18 protein-coding genes and 1 riboswitch are annotated in these 18,251 nt (G+C 61.5%); of the genes, 7 read left to right on the top strand and 11 right to left on the bottom strand.

All coding sequences use genetic code 11. The features are described 5' to 3' along the window. Positions 1–90: 90 nt before the first annotated feature. The 6 genes from RLEG4DRAFT_RS30430 to RLEG4DRAFT_RS30405 form a co-directional block, all read right to left on the bottom strand. A complete protein-coding gene (locus RLEG4DRAFT_RS30430) occupies positions 91–798 on the bottom strand; it encodes an SDR family NAD(P)-dependent oxidoreductase (RefSeq protein ID WP_037094929.1) in 708 nt (235 codons plus the stop codon). A 275-nt stretch (positions 799–1,073) separates the two neighbouring features. Further along, positions 1,074–1,424, bottom strand: coding sequence for a ribbon-helix-helix domain-containing protein (locus RLEG4DRAFT_RS30425; RefSeq protein WP_003582526.1), 351 nt, complete (start codon positions 1,422–1,424; stop codon positions 1,074–1,076). A gap of 24 nt (positions 1,425–1,448) precedes the next feature. Continuing rightward, complete coding sequence (locus tag RLEG4DRAFT_RS30420; protein WP_003582524.1) at positions 1,449–2,045, bottom strand: DJ-1/PfpI family protein; 597 nt, start codon at positions 2,043–2,045, stop codon at positions 1,449–1,451. An 88-nt stretch (positions 2,046–2,133) separates the two neighbouring features. Beyond that, on the bottom strand, positions 2,134–2,526 hold the full coding sequence (locus RLEG4DRAFT_RS30415; RefSeq protein WP_003582523.1) for a DUF779 domain-containing protein: 393 nt from the start codon (positions 2,524–2,526) through the stop codon (positions 2,134–2,136). Between the two features lie 222 nt (positions 2,527–2,748). Then, positions 2,749–4,257 (bottom strand): aldehyde dehydrogenase, encoded by a 1,509-nt coding sequence (gene adh, locus RLEG4DRAFT_RS30410; protein WP_003582520.1) that lies wholly within the window; start codon positions 4,255–4,257, stop codon positions 2,749–2,751. A gap of 165 nt (positions 4,258–4,422) precedes the next feature. After that, on the bottom strand, positions 4,423–5,382 hold the full coding sequence (locus RLEG4DRAFT_RS30405; protein WP_003582518.1) for a helix-turn-helix domain-containing protein: 960 nt from the start codon (positions 5,380–5,382) through the stop codon (positions 4,423–4,425). 209 nt (positions 5,383–5,591) lie between these two features. On the opposite strand from RLEG4DRAFT_RS30405, the gene msrB reads away from it, so the two are divergent. Then, on the top strand, positions 5,592–6,077 hold the full coding sequence (gene msrB, locus RLEG4DRAFT_RS30400) for a peptide-methionine (R)-S-oxide reductase MsrB (protein WP_003582516.1): 486 nt from the start codon (positions 5,592–5,594) through the stop codon (positions 6,075–6,077). On the opposite strand, the gene RLEG4DRAFT_RS30395 is transcribed toward msrB, so the two are convergent. Next, entirely contained in the window at positions 6,074–7,282 is a 1,209-nt protein-coding gene (locus tag RLEG4DRAFT_RS30395; protein WP_003582515.1) for a TIGR03862 family flavoprotein, read from the bottom strand. The genes msrB and RLEG4DRAFT_RS30395 overlap by 4 nt on opposite strands. Before the next feature lie 69 nt (positions 7,283–7,351). Continuing rightward, the gene (locus RLEG4DRAFT_RS30390; protein WP_003582514.1) at positions 7,352–7,774 is read right to left on the bottom strand and encodes a MerR family transcriptional regulator; all 423 of its coding nucleotides are present in this window, start codon (positions 7,772–7,774) and stop codon (positions 7,352–7,354) included. 72 nt (positions 7,775–7,846) lie between these two features. On the opposite strand from RLEG4DRAFT_RS30390, the gene RLEG4DRAFT_RS30385 reads away from it, so the two are divergent. The 6 genes from RLEG4DRAFT_RS30385 (at position 7,847) to RLEG4DRAFT_RS30360 (ending at position 16,138) form a co-directional block, all read left to right on the top strand. Further along, positions 7,847–10,105 carry a heavy metal translocating P-type ATPase gene (locus tag RLEG4DRAFT_RS30385; protein WP_003582513.1) on the top strand — a complete coding sequence of 753 codons (2,259 nt, stop codon included), beginning with the start codon at positions 7,847–7,849 and terminating at the stop codon, positions 10,103–10,105. Between the two features lie 216 nt (positions 10,106–10,321). Beyond that, a riboswitch (cobalamin riboswitch) is annotated at positions 10,322–10,544 on the top strand. A 264-nt stretch (positions 10,545–10,808) separates the two neighbouring features. Then, complete coding sequence (gene nrdH / locus RLEG4DRAFT_RS30380; RefSeq protein ID WP_003582512.1) at positions 10,809–11,030, top strand: glutaredoxin-like protein NrdH; 222 nt, start codon at positions 10,809–10,811, stop codon at positions 11,028–11,030. Positions 11,031–11,042: 12 nt separating this feature from the next. Beyond that, complete coding sequence (gene nrdI, locus RLEG4DRAFT_RS30375; RefSeq protein ID WP_003582511.1) at positions 11,043–11,459, top strand: class Ib ribonucleoside-diphosphate reductase assembly flavoprotein NrdI; 417 nt, start codon at positions 11,043–11,045, stop codon at positions 11,457–11,459. Beyond that, positions 11,438–13,642 (top strand): class 1b ribonucleoside-diphosphate reductase subunit alpha, encoded by a 2,205-nt coding sequence (gene nrdE, locus RLEG4DRAFT_RS30370; protein ID WP_003582510.1) that lies wholly within the window; start codon positions 11,438–11,440, stop codon positions 13,640–13,642. Before nrdI ends, nrdE begins: the two co-directional genes overlap by 22 nt. A gap of 194 nt (positions 13,643–13,836) precedes the next feature. Then, the gene (gene nrdF, locus RLEG4DRAFT_RS30365; protein WP_003582509.1) at positions 13,837–14,811 is read left to right on the top strand and encodes a class 1b ribonucleoside-diphosphate reductase subunit beta; all 975 of its coding nucleotides are present in this window, start codon (positions 13,837–13,839) and stop codon (positions 14,809–14,811) included. A gap of 103 nt (positions 14,812–14,914) precedes the next feature. After that, positions 14,915–16,138, top strand: coding sequence for an adenylate/guanylate cyclase domain-containing protein (locus tag RLEG4DRAFT_RS30360; RefSeq protein ID WP_003582508.1), 1,224 nt, complete (start codon positions 14,915–14,917; stop codon positions 16,136–16,138). A 12-nt stretch (positions 16,139–16,150) separates the two neighbouring features. Here RLEG4DRAFT_RS30360 and queE read toward each other — a convergent pair whose 3' ends face one another. Genes queE through queC form a run of 3 tightly spaced genes read right to left on the bottom strand, consistent with a single transcriptional unit; the run spans position 16,151 to position 17,942 of the window. Beyond that, positions 16,151–16,879, bottom strand: coding sequence for a 7-carboxy-7-deazaguanine synthase QueE (gene queE / locus RLEG4DRAFT_RS30355; protein WP_003582506.1), 729 nt, complete (start codon positions 16,877–16,879; stop codon positions 16,151–16,153). Then, on the bottom strand, positions 16,876–17,232 hold the full coding sequence (queD, locus tag RLEG4DRAFT_RS30350; protein WP_003582505.1) for a 6-carboxytetrahydropterin synthase QueD: 357 nt from the start codon (positions 17,230–17,232) through the stop codon (positions 16,876–16,878). Before queD ends, queE begins: the two co-directional genes overlap by 4 nt. Beyond that, the gene (gene queC / locus RLEG4DRAFT_RS30345; RefSeq protein ID WP_003582504.1) at positions 17,232–17,942 is read right to left on the bottom strand and encodes a 7-cyano-7-deazaguanine synthase QueC; all 711 of its coding nucleotides are present in this window, start codon (positions 17,940–17,942) and stop codon (positions 17,232–17,234) included. Before queC ends, queD begins: the two co-directional genes overlap by 1 nt. Positions 17,943–18,251 lie beyond the last annotated feature (309 nt).

Below are 18,251 nucleotides of genomic sequence, written 5' to 3'. Positions count from 1 at the left end.
ATCGTATTTCACCGACCAAAACTTGCAGGCTTGTCGTTTCATCCCCACTGATGCGAGCAAAGGAGGCAGCCGATCACGCCACGCCTTGCGTTATTCGCGTCCGGTCGCCGGAATTGCCGCGCCGGTGACGACGGCTGCGGCCGGCGAAATCAGGAAGGCGATCAGGCGGGCGATCGATTGCGGTGATACCCAGCCGTCGGTTTTCGCGTTGGGCATGGCGGCGCGATTCTCAGGCGTGTCGATCGTCCCGGGCAGGATGCAGTTGGCGGTGATGCGGTCGTCGCGGCATTCGGCAGCGAGCGCTTCCGTCAGCCGGATGACGGCGGCTTTCGAGGCAGCATAAGCGGCCTGATTGGGGCCGGCCTTCAGGCCGGGTGCGGCAGCGATATGAACGATGCGGCCGTAGCCTGATGCCTTCATGGTCGGCAGAACCGCGGCGCTGATCGTCAGCGCCGTGCGGGCGTTTGCGGTCATCATCGTGTCCCATTGGGCGGGGGCATCCGGGCCGACCGGTCCCATCTGGAAGCCGCCGACGGTATTGACCAAAGCGCCAACGCCGCCGAAGCGTTTGACAGCCCGGGCGACGGCGGCGGCACAGGAGGCGTAATCGGTGAGATCCGTCCCCGCGATCGACAGAAACTCGGTGGAGGCGGGAAGGTCGCCGGCCAAGGCTTCCAGTTCCTGGCTCGAACGGTTCATGCAGACGAGTTTCGCGCCGGCGCCGGCAAGCTCGCGGACGACAGCGCTGCCAAGGTTACCGCCGGCTCCCGTGACGATCACGGCTTTCTGCTCGTTCATCATCACAATCGTTCTCCTGACGGTGGTGTGTTGAGTGGTGTCGGGCATAGTTGATCCAGTCCGCCCGGCAGCGCAAGCCCGCCGTCGACAGCGGTTGGGTTTTCCACGGAAGCGCAGAACCGCTCTAACCTATTGTTTGTTGTGCAAATCCCGCCAACGGCACTTCGCACTTTGCCTGGAATTGCTCCAGACAAAATCAGAGACCTTGCGGAACTCCCGCGGAGCGATTCGCGGGAGTTGTCCGTCAGTGCTTGATGGTCCTGCCAGACCGGCCGTCAGTGATACTTCGCCCGTTCTCGGCCGAGGATGACGGGTGCGTCCAGGTCAGAGATCGGACGGGCGACATCGGCCGGGATGTCGCCGGTAAGCTGCAGGTCGAGATAACGGGCGCAGCAGACTCGCAGGAAGGAGGTGAAGTTTCCGAGATCATGGCCGGCATCGATCGATTCATGATGCAGCCGGGTGATCAGCTGGACGACGTTCATGCCGTCGCGACGGGCTATCTCCTCGAGCTTCGACCAGAAGAAATTCTCCAGCCTGACACTGGTGACCATGCCGTCGATGCGCAGCGACCGGGTGGTGCTTTCCCAAAGCCGTGCATCCGCCTTGATAAACAGTTCGCACATGTCGTTCTCCCGGTGCCGGCCTCCTCAGGCGGCGTTGGTTTCGAGCAGGGCTGCCGCATCGAGCACGGCCATGAACTGGCGCAGCCACGACGGGTGGGCCGGCCAGGCTGGCGCGGTGACCAGGTTGCCGTCCGAAACCGCATCGCTGATTGATATATCGGCATAGATGCCGCCGGCAAGCTCGACCTCAGGCCGGCAGGCCGGATAGGCAGAGCAGGTCCGGCCCTTCAGCACGCCGGCAGCGGCTAGCAGTTGTGCGCCGTGACAGATGGCGGCGACGGGTTTTCCGGCGTCGAAGAAATGCCGGACGGATTTGATGACGTCGGCATTGAGGCGAAGATATTCGGGCGCACGGCCGCCGGGAATGACGAGGGCGTCGTAATCTTCGGCGCGCACGCTGTCGAAGGTGGCGTTCAACGCGAAATTATGACCGCGTTTTTCCGAATAGGTCTGGTCGCCCTCGAAATCGTGGATTGCGGTGGCGACCGTCTCGCCGGCCTTCTTGCCGGGGCAGACGGCATCGACCGTGTAACCGCAGGCGAGCAGCGTCTGGAACGGCACCATCGTTTCGTAATCTTCGGTGAAATCACCGGTGATCATCAGGATCTTTGAGGCTGGCATCGTATCCTCCTTTGAAACCAACGGCAGGAGATTAGCAAACAGCGGCAGGCAGAAGGTACTATGGGAATACTACAGGCGAAATTCCCGTTTAATGCGGCCGGGCTTTCACATCCGGGACGGCGCAGGCCTCGCCGCCGCCGAAGAGGCGGGAGCGGGTGAGGAAGCGTTTCTCGCGGCCGTTGTCGAGCGAAAACATGCCGCCGCGGCCGGGCACGACATCGATGATCAGCTGCGTATGCTTCCACGCCCCGAACTGGCTGGCGCTGATATAGACCGGCACGCCGCCGATCTCGCCGAGCTTGACGTCATTGTCGCCGACCATGAACTCGTTGGCGGGATAACACATCGGCGAGGAGCCGTCGCAGCAGCCGCCGGATTGATGGAAGAGGATGTCGGAATGATCCCGCCTGATCTCTGCGATCAGCTCGAGGGCTGCGTCGGTGGCGAGCACGCGCGGTTCGCCGTTGACGGTGGTTTCCATGGTTCTTCCTCCCAAGTTTCTGGAGGGGAATTCCCCTTCCCAACCCCTCCCCACAAGGAGGAGGGACTTAACTATGCTGCTCGGCCAGCGTGTCTTGCCCAAGTCCCAGCCAGGCGATGGGTCATTTCTGGAACGAGGCGGTTCAACGCCTTAAGCCCCTCCCCCTTGTGGGGAGGGGTTGGGGAGGGGTTTTGACATTCCTTCCCACGGTGCGAAAACCTCTCAGAAGAAGCCGAGCGCCTTCGGGCTGTAGCTCACCAGCATGTTCTTTGTCTGCTGGTAGTGCTCGAGCATCATCTTGTGGGTTTCACGGCCGATGCCGGACTGCTTGTAGCCGCCGAAGGCGGCATGGGCGGGATAGGCGTGGTAGCAGTTCGTCCAGACGCGGCCGGCCTGGATCTCGCGGCCGAAACGGTAGCAGCGGTTGGCGTCGCGGCTCCAGACGCCGGCGCCGAGGCCGTAGAGCGTATCGTTGGCGATTTCGAGCGCCTCCTTCTCGTCCTTGAAGGTCGTGACCGATACCACCGGCCCGAAGATCTCTTCCTGGAACACACGCATTTTGTTGTGGCCCTTGAAGATCGTCGGCTTGACGTAGTAGCCGTTTGCCAGTTCACCGCCGAGATCGTTGCGCGCGCCGCCGGCCAGAACTTCAGCACCTTCCTGTTTGCCGATGTCGAGATAGGCGAGGATCTTTTCCAGCTGCTCGCTCGATGCCTGGGCGCCGATCATCGTCGCGCTGTCGAGCGGGTTGCCCTGCTTGATCGCCTCGACGCGTTTGACGGCCTTTTCCATGAAGCGGTCATAGATCGATTCCTGGACGAGGGCGCGGCTCGGGCAGGTGCAGACTTCGCCTTGGTTCAAGGCAAACATCGCAAAGCCTTCGAGCGCCTTGTCGAGGAAATCGTCATCTTCGGCCATCACATCGGCGAAGAAGATATTCGGCGATTTGCCCCCGAGTTCCAGCGTCACCGGAATGAGGTTCTGGCTGGCATATTGCATGATGAGCCGGCCGGTCGTCGTCTCGCCGGTGAAGGCGATCTTGGCGACGCGGGGGCTGGTGGCCAGCGGCTTGCCGGCCTCGAGGCCAAAACCGTTGACGATGCTGAGCACGCCGGGCGGCAGCAGATCGCCGACGAGCTCGGCCCATAGCAGGATCGAGGCCGGGGTCTGCTCGGCGGGCTTCAGCACGACGCAGTTGCCGGCGGCAAGTGCCGGCGCCAGCTTCCAGGTGGCCATCAGAATGGGGAAATTCCAGGGAATGATCTGGCCGACGACGCCGAGCGGCTCGTGGAAGTGATAGGCGACGGTATCGTGGTCGATTTCGCCGATCGAACCTTCCTGCGCGCGGATGCAGGAGGCGAAGTAGCGGAAGTGGTCGATCGCCAGCGGAATATCTGCCGCCATGGTCTCGCGGATCGGTTTGCCGTTGTCCCAGGTTTCGGCCTGGGCGAGCAACTCCAGCTTGTCTTCCATCCGCTGGGCGATCTTCATCAAGATATTGGAACGCTCGGCAGCCGAGGTGCGGCCCCATTTTTCCTTGGCCGCATGGGCGGCGTCGAGCGCCAGATTGATGTCCTTTTCATTGGAACGGGGAATGTCGCAGAGCTTGCCGCCGGTGACGGGTGTGAGGTTTTCGAAATATTTGCCCTCGACCGGCTCGCGCCATTCGCCGCCGATATAGTTGCCGTATTTCAGCTTGAACGGCGACTCGACGATTTTCTGATGAAGCATGTCATCCTCCCTTGAAGGTCCAGGTTCCAAGCGAACCAGTGGGGAGGAAAATGTGCGTGTTTTGTCGAAGGGAACAGAGTGGGTCTTCTATACCGCAGTGCACAGTGTCGCAGACATGCGACAGGATCGGGCCACGATTGGCGCGACAGAGGAACCTTAATTCAATCAGTGCAGATCGAGCTTTTTCATCTTCCTGTGCAGGGTGGCACGGCTGATGCCGAGCGCGATTGCCGCTTGTGAAACATTGCCGCCGGCGCGCGACAGCGCACGAAGCAGTGCGGCCTTCTCCGCCTCGACGATCTCATCCTGCTGAGAGACGCCGGCCTCATGCAGGGCATCGGCGGCCGGGATGCCGGCAGCAATCCGCTTGTCGTCCAGCTGCAGCGCAATGCGGGCGGCGCGTGTCGCGCCGAGCACGAGATCGTGCCGGTCGACGGCAAGCAGGGCAGCGGCGGAATTGGCGCCGGCCGGGACCATCAGGAAGCGGGCCCCGGCAAAGACAGAGCGGAAGAGGTTGAGTTCGATGCGCATCGCCGCATCGCGCACGGTCTGCGTCAGGATCGCCAAGGTCATCTCGTTGACGTCCTCACGGCAGGTGGAGATGTCGAGGGCCGCGGCCAGCCGGCCACGATGGTCGCGGATCGGTGTTGTCGTGCAGCTGAGGCTGGTATTCGAGCAGAAGAAATGCTGATCGCGGAAGATGGCGACGGCGCGTTCGTCAGCAAGCGCGGTGCCGATGCCGTTGGTCCCGATGCTCGCCTCGGTCCAGACCGAGCCGGTCCAGAGGCCGAGTTCGCGGAATTCCTTGTCGTCGCCGGCAGCTCCCCGGCGCTCCAGGGCGATACCGTTCTTGTCGGTCAGAAGCAGGCAGCAGCCGGCTTTGCCAACAGTGCTGAAGAGGCGATCGAGCTCTTCCGTAGCACTGGCGATCAGCTGTCCGGACTGCTCGCGCGCATAGCGGAATTCATCTTCGGTCAGGCGCAGCGGCGTGCGTTCTTCCTCGGGGGCGAGCTGGTGCATGGTCATGCATCGCCGCCAGGAGGCGACCACCGGAGAGCTGGCCGCGGCGGAATCGCGCTGAGCAGACGTGTAGACATGCTCGGCATGTGCTGAGTGTTCGTGCATCGGCTCCTCCCACCGAATTTCAGCATAGTCTGATTGAAAAGCCGTGGGTTTGCAATCAGCCGGCGCCCGGTTGGCATTCATGTGCGGCTCTTGCTGACGAAAGGGCTGAAATCACATTTCGGTGTTCGCGCTTCCATCTTGTAACAAAAGACCGCTCTGGTCCGTAGTTCCGTGCAGAAGCAAAGTTTTCCGTACGAGGAGATCCGACCATGTTGAACAGACGATTATTGCTGGTGGGCGCCGGTTTCGGAGCGCTTGCGGTTCGCTTTGGCCATGCCGGCAAGGCGATCGCCGGCGAGAGTTTTGCGGTGACGCACACCGAGGCGGAATGGCGCAAGCTGCTGACGCCGGATCAATATACCGTCCTGCGCCAGGAGGGTACGGAATCTCCCTTCACCAGCGCCTTGCTGCACGAGGAGCGGAAGGGCAATTTCGCTTGCGCCGGCTGCAATCAGGATCTGTTTTCCTCGGCGACCAAATTCGACAGCGGCACCGGTTGGCCGAGTTTCTGGGCGCCGCTGAAGGATGCCGTCGGCACGCAGAATGACACCACCTTCGGCATGACGCGGACCGCTGTGCACTGCAGCCGTTGCGGCGGCCATCTCGGCCATGTCTTCGATGACGGCCCGAAGCCGACAGGGCTTCGCTACTGCATGAACGGCGTTGCCATGACATTCCATCCGGCCTCGGCCTAGCGCTGCAGCCAGGCTTCGATGCCACGCGCGGCCGCCCGGCCGGTCGCCAGACAAGCGGTGAGAAGGTAACCGCCGGTCGGCGCCTCCCAGTCGAGCATCTCGCCGGCGACGAAGATGCCCGGCAGCGCCTTCAACATGAAGCCGTCGTCGATGCCGCTCCAGCGGATGCCGCCGGCCGAGGAAATCGCTTCGCCGATCGGCCGGGTTTCGAGAACCGGGATCGGCAGGGCCTTGATCTTGCCGGCCAGACGTTCGGGATCCGTCCGGTCGCGATCGGAAACAAGTTCGCGCAGCAACGCCGCCTTGACGCCGTCGAGGCCGGCGCCCTTGCGCAGGCGGTTGGAAAAGCTCGATTTGGCGTCCTGCCGCGCAAGGTCGCGCGCCAGCCTTTCGGTCGTCCGGCCCGGCGTGAGGTCGAGCGTCAGGGCAGCGCTGCCGTGGGTCAGCAGCCGGTCGCGGAGGCTGGCGGCATTGGCGTAGACGAGACTGCCTTCGATGCCGCTTCCGGTGATGACGAATTCGCCGGGAAAGGTGCCGGCTTCGGATGTGGCGGTGACCGACTTCACCGGCGCGCCGGCGAAACGCTCGCTGAAGTTTTCGCTCCAGCCGACGACGAAGCCGCAATTGGCGGGCCGGAAGGCGTCGATTTCAACGCCCCGCTCCGACAACCGCGGCAGCCAGCGCGCATCGGAGCCGAGGCGCGGCCAGCTTGCGCCGCCGAGCGCCAGCAGGGCGGCGTCGCAATGGACTATGCTGCGCCCGTTGGGCGTTTCGAAAACATAGCCCTTGTCGGCAAAACCGGTCCAGCGGTGGCGGGTGCGCAGTGCAACGCCTTGGCCTTCCAGTCGCTTGAGCCAGGCGCGCAGCAGAGGGGAGGCCTTCATCACCGTCGGGAAAACCCGACCGGACGAGCCGATGAAGGTCTCGGTTCCGAGTCCTGCGGTCCACTTCCTGATGTCATCGGGGGTAAAGGCCTCAAGAGCGGGACGCAGCCGGGCGGTAGCGGCGCCGAAGTGCGTGGTGAAGCGGGCATAATCTTCGGAATGGGTAATATTGAGACCCGACTTGCCGGCCAGCAGAAATTTGCGGGCGAAGGTCGGCATGGCGTCGTAGACCGTCACCGCATGGCCGGAGAGCGAAAGCAGTTCGGCGGCCGCAAGGCCCGCCGGGCCGCCGCCGATGATCGCAATCTGCTTCTGGTTCATGGATGTCTTCGCCCGATTCTTTCTGCCCGCAGTTTTGACGCGGGCGCGGATCGCCCGCAAGGGCAGGGATCAATGCTGCGGATGCGTGCATTGGCCGTGATCGGCGAGAACTTCGATGACGCGGCATTGGTCGACGCGGCCGTGGCCGCAGCCTTCCACCATGGTTTCCAGTTCGGCCTTTAAAGCCATCAGGCTGCGGATGCGCTGCTCGACCTCGACGAGACGGGCCTTGGCGATGGCATCGGCCGAGGCGCAGGATTGGTGCGGATCATCCTGCAGGGTGAGCAGCGTGCGGATCGCCTCGATCTCGAAACCGAGTTCGCGGGCATGGCGGATGAAGGCGAGACGGCTGATATCGGCGGGTTCGAAGGAGCGCTGGTTGCCTTCGCTGCGGCTCGGCGCCGCCAGCAGGCCGATACTCTCGTAATAACGCACTGTCGGCACCTTGACGCCGCTCTGGCGCGCCGCTTCACCGATCGTGATCTTTTTCATGATTTTTTCTCTTGCACCTCTAGTCGCTAGAGGATGTAGGAGAGATGCTTCTGTTTGACAAGGAAGCGGATCATGGCTGAAACGAGCGAGACACGATACCGGGTCGGCGGCATGGATTGCGCCTCCTGTGCAAGCAAGATCGATACGGCGGTCAGGCGCGTGGCGGGTGTCGCCGATGTTTCCGTCTCGGTAATGGCAGGCACGATGACCGTCCGGCATGACGACAGCAGCGACCTCAAGGCGATCGAGAAGAAGGTGACTGGGCTCGGATATTCCGTCTCGCCCTTTGCCGGAAGCGCGGCGCCGGCGCGTGGCCACGGCTCGCACGATCATCACGACCATGATCACGGCGATCACGCGGGCCATGACCATGCAGATCACGATCATGCCAGCCATGATCACGATCATGACCATGCAGGTGGCGAGAAGGAAATCGAGGGGCTGCACGGGCACGACCATGCGCCGATGACCGGTCCCTGGTGGCAGAGCAAAAAGGGCCGGCTGACCATCCTTTCGGGTGCGGCACTCGTTGCCGCCTATGCCATCGGCCATCTGGTTCCGGCGATCGCCTCCTATGCCTTCATCATCGCCATGCTGGTCGGACTGGTGCCGATCGCGCGGCGGGCGGTCATGGCGGCTCTCTCCGGCACACCGTTCTCGATCGAGATGCTGATGACGATTGCCGCCGTCGGCGCCGTCATCATCAATGCCGGCGAGGAGGCCGCCACCGTCGTGTTCCTGTTCCTCGTCGGCGAACTGCTGGAGGGCGTGGCGGCCGGCAAGGCGCGCGAAAGCATCCAGTCGCTGACGACGCTGGTGCCGAAGACTGCACTGCTCGAAGACAATGGTCAGACGCGGGAAGTGCCGGCTGAAAGCCTCGCCGTCGGCGCCATCATAATGGTCCGTCCCGGTGATCGTATTTCGGCGGACGGCATCATTATCTCAGGCGAGAGCGCGATCGACGAGGCCCCGGTGACCGGCGAGAGTACGCCGGCGCGCAAGGGCGTCGATGCCGTCGTCTTTGCCGGAACGGTGAATGGCGATGCGGTGCTCAGGGTTCGCGTCACGGCGGCGGCCGCCGACAATACCATCGCCCGCGTCGTCAAGCTGGTGGAGGAAGCGCAGGAATCGAAGGCGCCGACGGAACGCTTTATCGATCGGTTTTCGCGCTATTACACGCCCGGCGTGGTGCTGGTCGCAGCATTGGTCGCGGTCTTACCGCCGCTTCTCTTCGGCGGAGCGTGGAGCGAATGGGTCTATAAGGGCCTTGCCATTCTGCTGATCGGCTGCCCGTGCGCGCTTGTCATCTCGACGCCGGCGGCGATTGCCGCCTCGCTTTCATCAGGCGCGCGGCGCGGGCTGCTGATGAAGGGCGGGGCGGTGCTGGAAACGCTCGGCAAGGTGACGATGGTCGCCTTCGACAAGACAGGCACGCTGACAGAAGGCAAGCCAGAGGTGACCGATATCGTTTCCTTCGGATTGAACGAGGCGCAGCTCTTGTCGCGCGCGGCGGTGCTGGAGCAGGGTTCCAGCCATCCCTTGGCGCTGGCGATCCTTAACCGCGCCAAGGCCGACGGCGTTCCCGTGCCGCCGGCTTTCGAACTGGAGGCGCTGCCGGGCAAGGGGGTCAGCGGCAAAGTCGGCGGCGAGACGCTGGAGCTTTTGTCGCCGTCCGCCGCCCGCGAGCGCGGGACGCTCGGCGCGGAACAGGATGCACGCATCACTGTTCTGAACGACGAGGGCAAGAGCGTGTCGGTGCTGCTCGTCAACGGAGTGACGGCCGGCCTGATCGCCATGCGCGACGAGCCGCGCGAGGATGCCGGGGCCGGGCTCTCCGCGCTCAAATCAGCGGGCGTCAAGGCGATGATGCTGACGGGCGACAACAAACGTACGGCGGCAGCCGTTGCCGGCATGCTCGGCATCGATTGGCGCGGCGAGATGATGCCTGAGGATAAGCAGCGGGTCGTCGGCGAATTGAAGCGCCAGGGCTTCATCGTCGCCAAGGTCGGCGACGGCATCAACGACGCACCGGCGCTCGCTGCCGCCGATGTCGGCATCGCCATGGGAGGCGGCACCGATGTGGCGCTGGAGACCGCCGATGCCGCCGTGCTGCACGGACGTGTCGGCGATGTGGCACGGATGATCGAACTTTCCAAGCGGACAATGCGGAATATTCTGCAGAACATCACCATCGCGCTCGGGCTGAAGGCGGTCTTCCTGGTGACGACCATTGCCGGCATCACCGGGCTCTGGCCGGCCATCCTCGCCGATACCGGCGCCACCGTGCTGGTGACGATCAACGCGCTCAGGCTGCTTCGAGCAAAGGTGTGAATCTTTCCCGACGATGGCCTCAAGGTCGACGATGCGGGCCTGACCTGAAATCGAAAACACGGAGCCGGCTATAGGCAGGCTCTCGACATCGGCACCTTCCCCACAGACTGTTTCTTTAACTTTTTATTATCCATATTTTTCACAGGAACGCAGTGCTTTCAAAGCTGCCCTAGCGCAATGCACAAACCATCCGTTGACGCGATTTTGGATTCGCGTACTATATCTAGTGTTCAAGGTTCCCTCGATTCGTCAGGATCGCGGGCTAAGACGGGAATACGGTGCGTTCGCCATGACGGCGCAACAAGGCCGGAGCTGCCCCCGCAACTGTAAGCGGCGAGCAACTGTCCGATTTCAGGTCACTGGAGCATGATGCTCCGGGAAGGCTGGGCAGGTGCTGCGACCCGCAAGCCAGGAGACCTGCCTCGAACTAGATGTCCACGGGCGGGGTGACCGGAGGGTCGCGTTGCATGACTGCGGATCAATCCGCATCGCGTTTCGCACGGCCCGAACCTCCGCATCAGCCACTTCGGGGTGAAGTCATGTCAGTATTTCAGTTCAGGCCGCCACCCGCGGGAAGTGGAGGGCGGATCACGCCCGGCGGCTGAACAGCCGCATAGCTGCAAACCATCAGAGCATTTTCAACGGAGATCGACAGGTTTCCGATCGATGTCCTGCGTCCCATCGCGTTGTTACGAGGAATATCATGACCATTACCGTCTACAGCAAGCCTGCCTGCGTTCAGTGCACCGCCACCTACCGCGCCCTCGACCGGCTGGGCGTCGATTATGACATCGTCGATATTTCCGAAGATGCCGAAGCGCTCGATCGCGTCCGAAGCCTTGGCTATATGCAGGCGCCCGTCGTCATTGCCGGCGAGCGGCATTGGGCGGGGTTCCGTCCCGATATGATCAGCGCGCTTTCCTGATCGAGACAGGCGATGGGACTGATCGTCTATTATTCCAGCCGGTCCGAGAATACCCATCGCTTCGTCGCCAAGCTTGGACTGCGCGCGGCGCGCATTCCGGCAGGCGGCGCAGAGGTGTTCCATATCCGCGAACCTTTCGTGCTTGTTGTGCCGACCTATAGCGGCGACGGCGGCCCAGGGATCGTAAAGGGGGCCGTTCCCAAGCGGGTGATCCGTTTCTTGAACGAGGCGGAAAACCGAGGACACATCCGGGGCGTGATTGCAGCGGGCAACAGCAATTTCGGCGAGACATACGGGCTCGCCGGCGACGTGATCTCGCAGAAATGCCAGGTGCCGTATCTCTACAGATTCGAGCTGCTTGGCACCGAAGCGGATGTCGCCAACGTCAAACACGGAATGGAACGGTTTTGGACACGGGAACGACTCTGACGCGGGATGCGGGCGCAAAACCGCATAACACTTTTGCTCATCCCGCCGGCGAACGCCCTTTGAAAGCGGCGGAAACGCTCGACTACCACGCGCTGAACGCGATGCTGAACCTCTACGACGATGAGGGCAGGATCCAGCTCGACAAGGACCGCATGGCGGCGAAGCAGTATTTCCTGCAGCATGTGAACCAGAACACGGTGTTCTTTCACAATCTCAGGGAAAAGCTCGATTACCTCGTGACCGAGGGCTATTACGAGCAGGAGGTTCCCGACCAGTATTCCTTCAATTTCGTCCGCGACCTGTTCGACCAGGCCTATGCCAGGAAGTTTCGTTTCCCGACCTTCCTCAGCGCCTTCAAATATTACACCAGCTACACACTAAAGACCTTCGACGGAAAGCGTTATCTCGAGCGCTACGAGGACCGCATCTGCATGGTGGCGCTGGCTTTGGCGAGTGGCGACGAGGCCCTTGCCCGCGATATGGTCGACGAGATCATTTCCGGCCGTTTCCAACCGGCGACGCCGACCTTTCTCAATGCCGGCAAGAAACAGCGCGGCGAGCTCGTTTCCTGCTTCCTGCTGCGTGTCGAGGACAATATGGAATCGATCGGCCGGTCGATCAATTCGGCGCTGCAATTGTCGAAGCGCGGCGGCGGGGTGGCGCTGTCGCTGACCAATATCCGCGAGGCCGGCGCGCCGATCAAACAGATCGAAAATCAGTCGTCGGGCATCATCCCGGTGATGAAGCTGCTCGAAGACAGTTTCTCCTATGCCAACCAGCTTGGCGCGCGCCAGGGCGCGGGCGCCGTCTATCTCAACGCCCATCACCCCGACATCATGCGCTTTCTCGATACCAAGCGCGAGAATGCCGATGAGAAGATCCGCATCAAGACGCTGTCGCTCGGCGTAGTCGTACCCGACATCACCTTCGAACTCGCGAGGAACAACGAGGACATGTACCTGTTCTCGCCATACGATGTGGAGCGGGTCTACGGCGTGCCCTTCACCGAGATTTCGGTGACGGAAAACTATCGGGAGATGGTAGCGGACGCCCGCATCTCGAAGAAGAAGATCAAGGCGCGCGAGTTTTTCCAGGTGCTCGCCGAAATCCAGTTCGAGAGCGGTTATCCCTACATCATGTTCGAGGATACGGTGAACCGGGCGAACTCGATCGCCGGGCGCATTTCGATGAGCAATCTCTGCTCCGAAATCCTGCAGGTGAGCGAGGCGAGCGAATACAACGACGACCTCTCCTACAAACATCTCGGCAAGGACATTTCCTGCAATCTCGGCTCGCTGAACATCGCCGCGGCCATGGATTCCTCCGATTTCGGCAAGACGATCGAAACCTCGATCCGGGCACTGACGGCGGTCTCCGACATGAGCCACATCGCCTCGGTTCCCTCGATCGAGAAGGGCAATGACGAGAGCCATGCGATCGGCCTCGGCCAGATGAACCTGCATGGTTATCTCGCCCGCGAACGCATTTTCTACGGCTCCGAAGAAGGCGTCGATTTCACCAATATCTACTTCTACACGGTGACCTATCACGCGATCCGCGCCTCGAACCTCTTGGCGGGCGAACGCGGCACGAGCTTCAAAGGCTTCGAGAATTCAAAATATGCCTCCGGCGATTATTTCGACAAATATATCGACCAGCTCTGGCTGCCGGCGACTGAGAAAGTGAAGACACTGTTCGATGCAGCGCGCATTCATATTCCGACGCAGGAAGACTGGGTGGCGCTGAAGAAGGCGGTGATGACCTCCGGCCTCTATAACCAGAACTTGCAGGCGGTGCCGCCGACAGGGTCGATCTCCTATATCAACCACTCGACCTCGTCGATCCACCCGATCGTCTCGAAGATCGAGATCCGCAAGGAAGGCAAGATCGGCCGCGTCTACTATCCCGCGCCGTTCATGACCAACGACAATCTCGATTATTATCAGGACGCCTATGAGATCGGGCCCGAGAAGATCATCGACACCTATGCGGCGGCAACCCAGCATGTCGATCAGGGCCTGTCACTGACCTTGTTCTTCCGCGACACGGCAACGACGCGCGATATCAACAAGGCGCAGATCCACGCCTGGAAGAAGGGTATCAAGACGATCTACTACATCCGCCTTCGCCAGATGGCGCTGTCCGGCACCGAGGTGCAGGGCTGCGTGTCTTGTACGCTGTGAGTTGATTTCGGCCGCGAGCATTTGCCCCTCACCCTAACCCTCTCCCCGTTTTGACGGGGAGAGGGGACTTGCCACACGAACCGGCAATAAAGACGGAAAGGGTGCGGCATATCCCCTTCGCCCCGCAGGCGGGGAGAAGGTGCCGGCAGGCGGATGAGGGGCGAATCCATACATATTCCTCAAGAGGGACGACTATGAACATACAAATCAAACCGGCATCCCGCGTACGCGCCATCAACTGGAACCGCATCGAGGACGATAAGGATCTCGAAGTCTGGAACCGCCTCACCGGCAATTTCTGGCTGCCGGAAAAGGTGCCGCTGTCCAACGACATCCCCTCTTGGGCGACGCTGACGCCGGCCGAACAGCAGCTCACCATTCGCGTCTTCACCGGGTTGACATTGCTCGACACGATCCAGAACGGCGTCGGTTCCGTCAGGCTGATGGAGGATGCGGTCACCCCGCATGAGGAGGCGGTGCTTTCCAATGTCTCCTTCATGGAGGCGGTGCATGCGCGCTCCTATTCCTCGATCTTTTCGACGCTGTGCTCGACTGTTGATGTCGACGACGCCTATCGCTGGTCGGAGGAGAACGAATTCCTGCAGCGCAAATCGGCGCTGATCATGGAGCAGTATCGATCCGGCGATCCGTTGAAGAAGAAAGTCGCCAGCGTCTTCCTCGAAAGCTTCTTGTTCTATTCCGGCTTTTACCTGCCGATGTACTGGTCGAGCCGCGCCAAGCTCACCAACACGGCCGACATGATCCGGCTGATCATCCGCGACGAGGCGGTGCACGGCTATTATATCGGCTACAAGTTCCAGCGCGGACTGGAACGGTTTCCCGAAGAGCGTCGGCAGGAGATCAAGGATTTCGCCTTCGACCTGCTGCTCGAACTCTACGACAACGAGGCCAGATATACCGAGGCGCTTTATGACGGTGTCGGACTGACCGAGGACGTCAAAAAATTCCTGCATTACAATGCCAACAAGGCGCTGATGAATCTCGGCTACGAGGCACTTTTCCCGACTGAGGCCTGCAAGGTCAATCCGGCGATCCTGTCTGCGCTGTCGCCGAATGCCGACGAAAACCATGACTTCTTCTCCGGCTCCGGTTCCTCCTATGTCATCGGCAAGGCGGTGGCGACCGAAGACGAGGATTGGGATTTCTGAGGCTTTATCGCCGTCGGCCCTTATCATTTGCTTCCCCATCGCCCACATTCAGCGGAAACCGAATTCGATCCTCGCCGATGATGTGGCGCAGCGGAGTTTTTTAATGTCGTCTTTTGCAAACAAGGCCGGGGCTGTCGTCGACGCGGAGGAGGGCATCTGGCCGATCCGCAGGCGACGGATTCTCGACTGGCTGGTGAATGGGACGCGCGGCGAGCGCTTCATCGACAATATCCTGGTGGAGATGTGCGAGAAGCTGCTTGCGGCGGGGGTGCCGGTGGCACGCGCGACCCTGCATTTCCGGACGAACCATCCGCAATGGATCGGTGCCCGTATCCTCTGGAAGGAAGGGCTGGCGGAGGCGAAGATCAACACATTCGCCTATGGTGTCGAAAACACGCCGGAGTTTCTGAACAGTCCCCTCAACGCCATTCATCAGGGTGCGGAGGAGGTGCGCAAACAGCTGGAAGGCACAGCCGACGGCGACTTGGATGCATTCTATCAGGAACTGCATGATGATGGCCTGACCGAATATATCGCCTGGCCGGTCGAGCATACGTTGGGCAAACGGCATGTCGTGACATTTTCCACAAGCCGCCCGGGCGGCTTCGAGCGCGACCATGTCGATTTCCTGCGCGATCTCCTGCCGGCGCTGACCCTTGTCAGCGAAATCAGGCTGAAGAACATCATGGCGCGCACGCTGCTGCAGACTTATGTCGGGCCGCATGCGAGCGAGCAGATCCTGTCGGGGGTGACGACGCGCGGCAGCGGCGCCACCGTCGGCGCGGCGATCATGATCTGCGACCTGCGCGACTTTACGGCGATTTCCGATCTCTGGCCGCGCGACGATGTCATCCACCTGCTCAACGATTATTTCGATGCCATGTCCGATCCGATCGAACGGTATGGCGGTGAGATTCTGAAGTTTATGGGCGATGGATTGCTGGCGATCTTTCCGCTGACCAAGGAAACGGCCTGCGCCGATCTGCTGCAGGCGATCCGCGAAGGGCAGGCGTCGATGGCCGAGCTGAACGCGGAGCATGTGCGCATGGGGCGCGATCCGCTGCGCTACGGCGTCGGCGTGCATGTCGGCGATGTCATGTACGGCAATATCGGTTCTCGCCGGCGGCTCGATTTCACCGTCATCGGCCCGGCAGTCAACGTCGCATCGCGGCTGGAGAGCCTGACCAAGGAGGTCAAGCGTCCGGTGCTGCTGTCCCGAGCCTTCGTCGAAATGGCGAGCTGCGCGAAAGACATGGACAGTCTCGGCACCTTCCCGCTGCGCGGGCTCGGAGAGCCTGTCGATGTCTTCGCCTTTCCGGAGCAGTAGGTTCAGGCAGACTCAGACGCCTCGTTTGTTGCCCCAGAGCAAGACATGCAGTTGCGGCAGCACGCGCGCGGCAAACCATCGGTCGGCCGTCACCTTCTCGACGAGCCAGTGCATCCGGTCCATCACGCCGTCGATATCGATACAGGCGTCGTCGTCATCGGGCGGCGGCGGCGTATGGTTTCCCGGCTGGAGGAACAACGGAATATAGGGATAACGCTCACCCGCCTGTTGAGCGAATGCGTAGTCGGCATCGTCGAAGACGACGATTTTCAAGGCGATCTCCGGACCGCCGGCAGTGAGCCGAAGACAGTTGTCGATCTCACCCCAATCGGTCAGCATTCCGCTTGAAGGCGGCTTGGGGCTCAGGACCAGGACGTCGAGATCGCGAAACCAGTCCCGAGCCACACTTCCCTGCGTTTCCAGCGCGAAGCGGTATCCCTGGGAATGGCCGAGCTCGATCAGCGGCCCCAGAGGCTGGATCGCCGGATTGCCTCCGGACAGCGAAACGGTCATCGGCCTGCCTCCGGAAAGCTTCGTCACCTCCTGCCAGATCGCATCGACCGCCATCGGAATCCATTGATCGCGGTAGGCGCTGTCAACCGCGTGCAGGCTGTCGCACCAGGAACAGCGGTAGTCACAGCCGCCTGTTCGGACAAAAACCGTCGGCAGCCCGATCAGAGCGCCTTCGCCCTGGATGGTCGGGCCGAAGATCTCGCTGACGCGAATCGTCTCTGCGCTCATGGCCGGTACTCCGCCCAGGTCTTCGGCGTCTCGCTGACGCGGACGGACGATGTCTCGGGGAAGCGCTCTTTGCACCAGTCGTAGAAATGCTTGGCCAGGAATTCGGAGGTGACCTTCGAATGGCCGAAGACGTCGTTCAGATGGCGATGATCGAGAGCCTCGTCGATATAGCGCTTGAGCGGCGAGAGGTCGTGATAGTCGCGAACGAAACCGTCATCGTTCAGGCTTTCGGCAGAAAGCTCGACGACCACGATATAGTTGTGACCGTGCAACCGGGCGCATTGATGGTCGGGGGCGAGGTGATTCAACTGGTGCGAGGCGGAGAGATGAAACTCCTTGGTGATGCGGTACATCAACGCACCTCCGCGGCTGAATATTGCGACACCGCCGCTTTCCAGAAATCCTGGTCTTCGTATTCGGTGGGATCGAAAACATCGGCAAGATGGAAAGCTTCGCGGCGTTCCACGCAGGTTCCGCAGCGTCCGCAGTGCAGCCTGCCGCCCTTGTAGCAGGACCATGTTTCTGCAAACGGCGTCGCGTGTTTCGCGCCGTCGGTGACGATCGCTGCTTTGGAAACCTCGACATAGGGTGCAAGCAGTTTGACGCTGGCATAACCGTCCAGCGCCTCGTTCTGCATGCGCTGGAAGGCGTCGATGAAGCCCGGCCGGCAGTCGGGGTAGATGAAGTGGTCGCCGCCATGCACGGCGACGGCAACGGCGTCCGCTTTCTGAGCGGCCGCCAAGCCGAATGCGATCGCCAGCATGATGGCATTGCGGTTCGGCACCACGGTGGCCTTCATGGTCTCCTCGGCATAGTGGCCGTCGGGAACCTCGATATCATCGGTCAAGGCCGATCCGCTGAGATGGCCGCCGATGGCGGCGATGTCGATGATATGGTGGGGAACGGCGAGGCGCGCGGCGCACCGGGCGGCGAAGTCGAGTTCCTTGCGATGCCGCTGGCCGTAGTCGAAGGAGACGAGGCCGATGAGCTGTTGCTCCGCTGCTATCTTGTGGGCAAGCGAAACGGAGTCGAGTCCGCCGGAGCAGACGACAATAGTCTTCATATTTTGGATCCCTTGTTTTGACCGGGTGGGCTGCGACCGGATTACGGCGTGCTTCTAGGACAAATTACGCGTGTTGGGAATAGGCTTCAGAGGGGTTAGTCGATCGGGAAGCTGATCTGCGGCAGCAGCAGCAGGTGCAGGTCCTCGGCGTTGGGGTTGATGATGCCTGCGGCAGCATGCGGCCGAGATCCTCGCCCGCCCTTTTGACGATCTATTGGCAAAATCAAGAATATCAATAATAATCAATGGTATAACGAAGTAACCATATTTTTCTCGGGAGTCGAGAAAGGGCTTGACGATCGGTGTCTT

The organism is Rhizobium leguminosarum bv. trifolii WSM2297, assembly GCF_000271845.1.
The sequence above is the reverse complement of the archived record's forward strand: the minus strand, read 5'-3'. Positions and strand labels throughout refer to the sequence as shown.

Bases quoted from the DNA above. Each gene is read 5' to 3' on its own strand.
- RLEG4DRAFT_RS30430 (WP_037094929.1), bottom strand. From the start codon at position 798: ATGAACGAGCAGAAAGCCGTGATCGTCACGGGAGCCGGCGGTAACCTT.
- RLEG4DRAFT_RS30425 (WP_003582526.1), bottom strand. From the start codon at position 1,424: ATGTGCGAACTGTTTATCAAGGCGGATGCACGGCTTTGGGAAAGCACC.
- RLEG4DRAFT_RS30420 (WP_003582524.1), bottom strand. From the start codon at position 2,045: ATGCCAGCCTCAAAGATCCTGATGATCACCGGTGATTTCACCGAAGAT.
- RLEG4DRAFT_RS30415 (WP_003582523.1), bottom strand. From the start codon at position 2,526: ATGGAAACCACCGTCAACGGCGAACCGCGCGTGCTCGCCACCGACGCA.
- adh (WP_003582520.1), bottom strand. From the start codon at position 4,257: ATGCTTCATCAGAAAATCGTCGAGTCGCCGTTCAAGCTGAAATACGGC.
- RLEG4DRAFT_RS30405 (WP_003582518.1), bottom strand. From the start codon at position 5,382: ATGCACGAACACTCAGCACATGCCGAGCATGTCTACACGTCTGCTCAG.
- msrB (WP_003582516.1), top strand. From the start codon at position 5,592: ATGTTGAACAGACGATTATTGCTGGTGGGCGCCGGTTTCGGAGCGCTT.
- RLEG4DRAFT_RS30395 (WP_003582515.1), bottom strand. From the start codon at position 7,282: ATGAACCAGAAGCAGATTGCGATCATCGGCGGCGGCCCGGCGGGCCTT.
- RLEG4DRAFT_RS30390 (WP_003582514.1), bottom strand. From the start codon at position 7,774: ATGAAAAAGATCACGATCGGTGAAGCGGCGCGCCAGAGCGGCGTCAAG.
- RLEG4DRAFT_RS30385 (WP_003582513.1), top strand. From the start codon at position 7,847: ATGGCTGAAACGAGCGAGACACGATACCGGGTCGGCGGCATGGATTGC.
- nrdH (WP_003582512.1), top strand. From the start codon at position 10,809: ATGACCATTACCGTCTACAGCAAGCCTGCCTGCGTTCAGTGCACCGCC.
- nrdI (WP_003582511.1), top strand. From the start codon at position 11,043: ATGGGACTGATCGTCTATTATTCCAGCCGGTCCGAGAATACCCATCGC.
- nrdF (WP_003582509.1), top strand. From the start codon at position 13,837: ATGAACATACAAATCAAACCGGCATCCCGCGTACGCGCCATCAACTGG.
- RLEG4DRAFT_RS30360 (WP_003582508.1), top strand. From the start codon at position 14,915: ATGTCGTCTTTTGCAAACAAGGCCGGGGCTGTCGTCGACGCGGAGGAG.
- queE (WP_003582506.1), bottom strand. From the start codon at position 16,879: ATGAGCGCAGAGACGATTCGCGTCAGCGAGATCTTCGGCCCGACCATC.
- queD (WP_003582505.1), bottom strand. From the start codon at position 17,232: ATGTACCGCATCACCAAGGAGTTTCATCTCTCCGCCTCGCACCAGTTG.
- queC (WP_003582504.1), bottom strand. From the start codon at position 17,942: ATGAAGACTATTGTCGTCTGCTCCGGCGGACTCGACTCCGTTTCGCTT.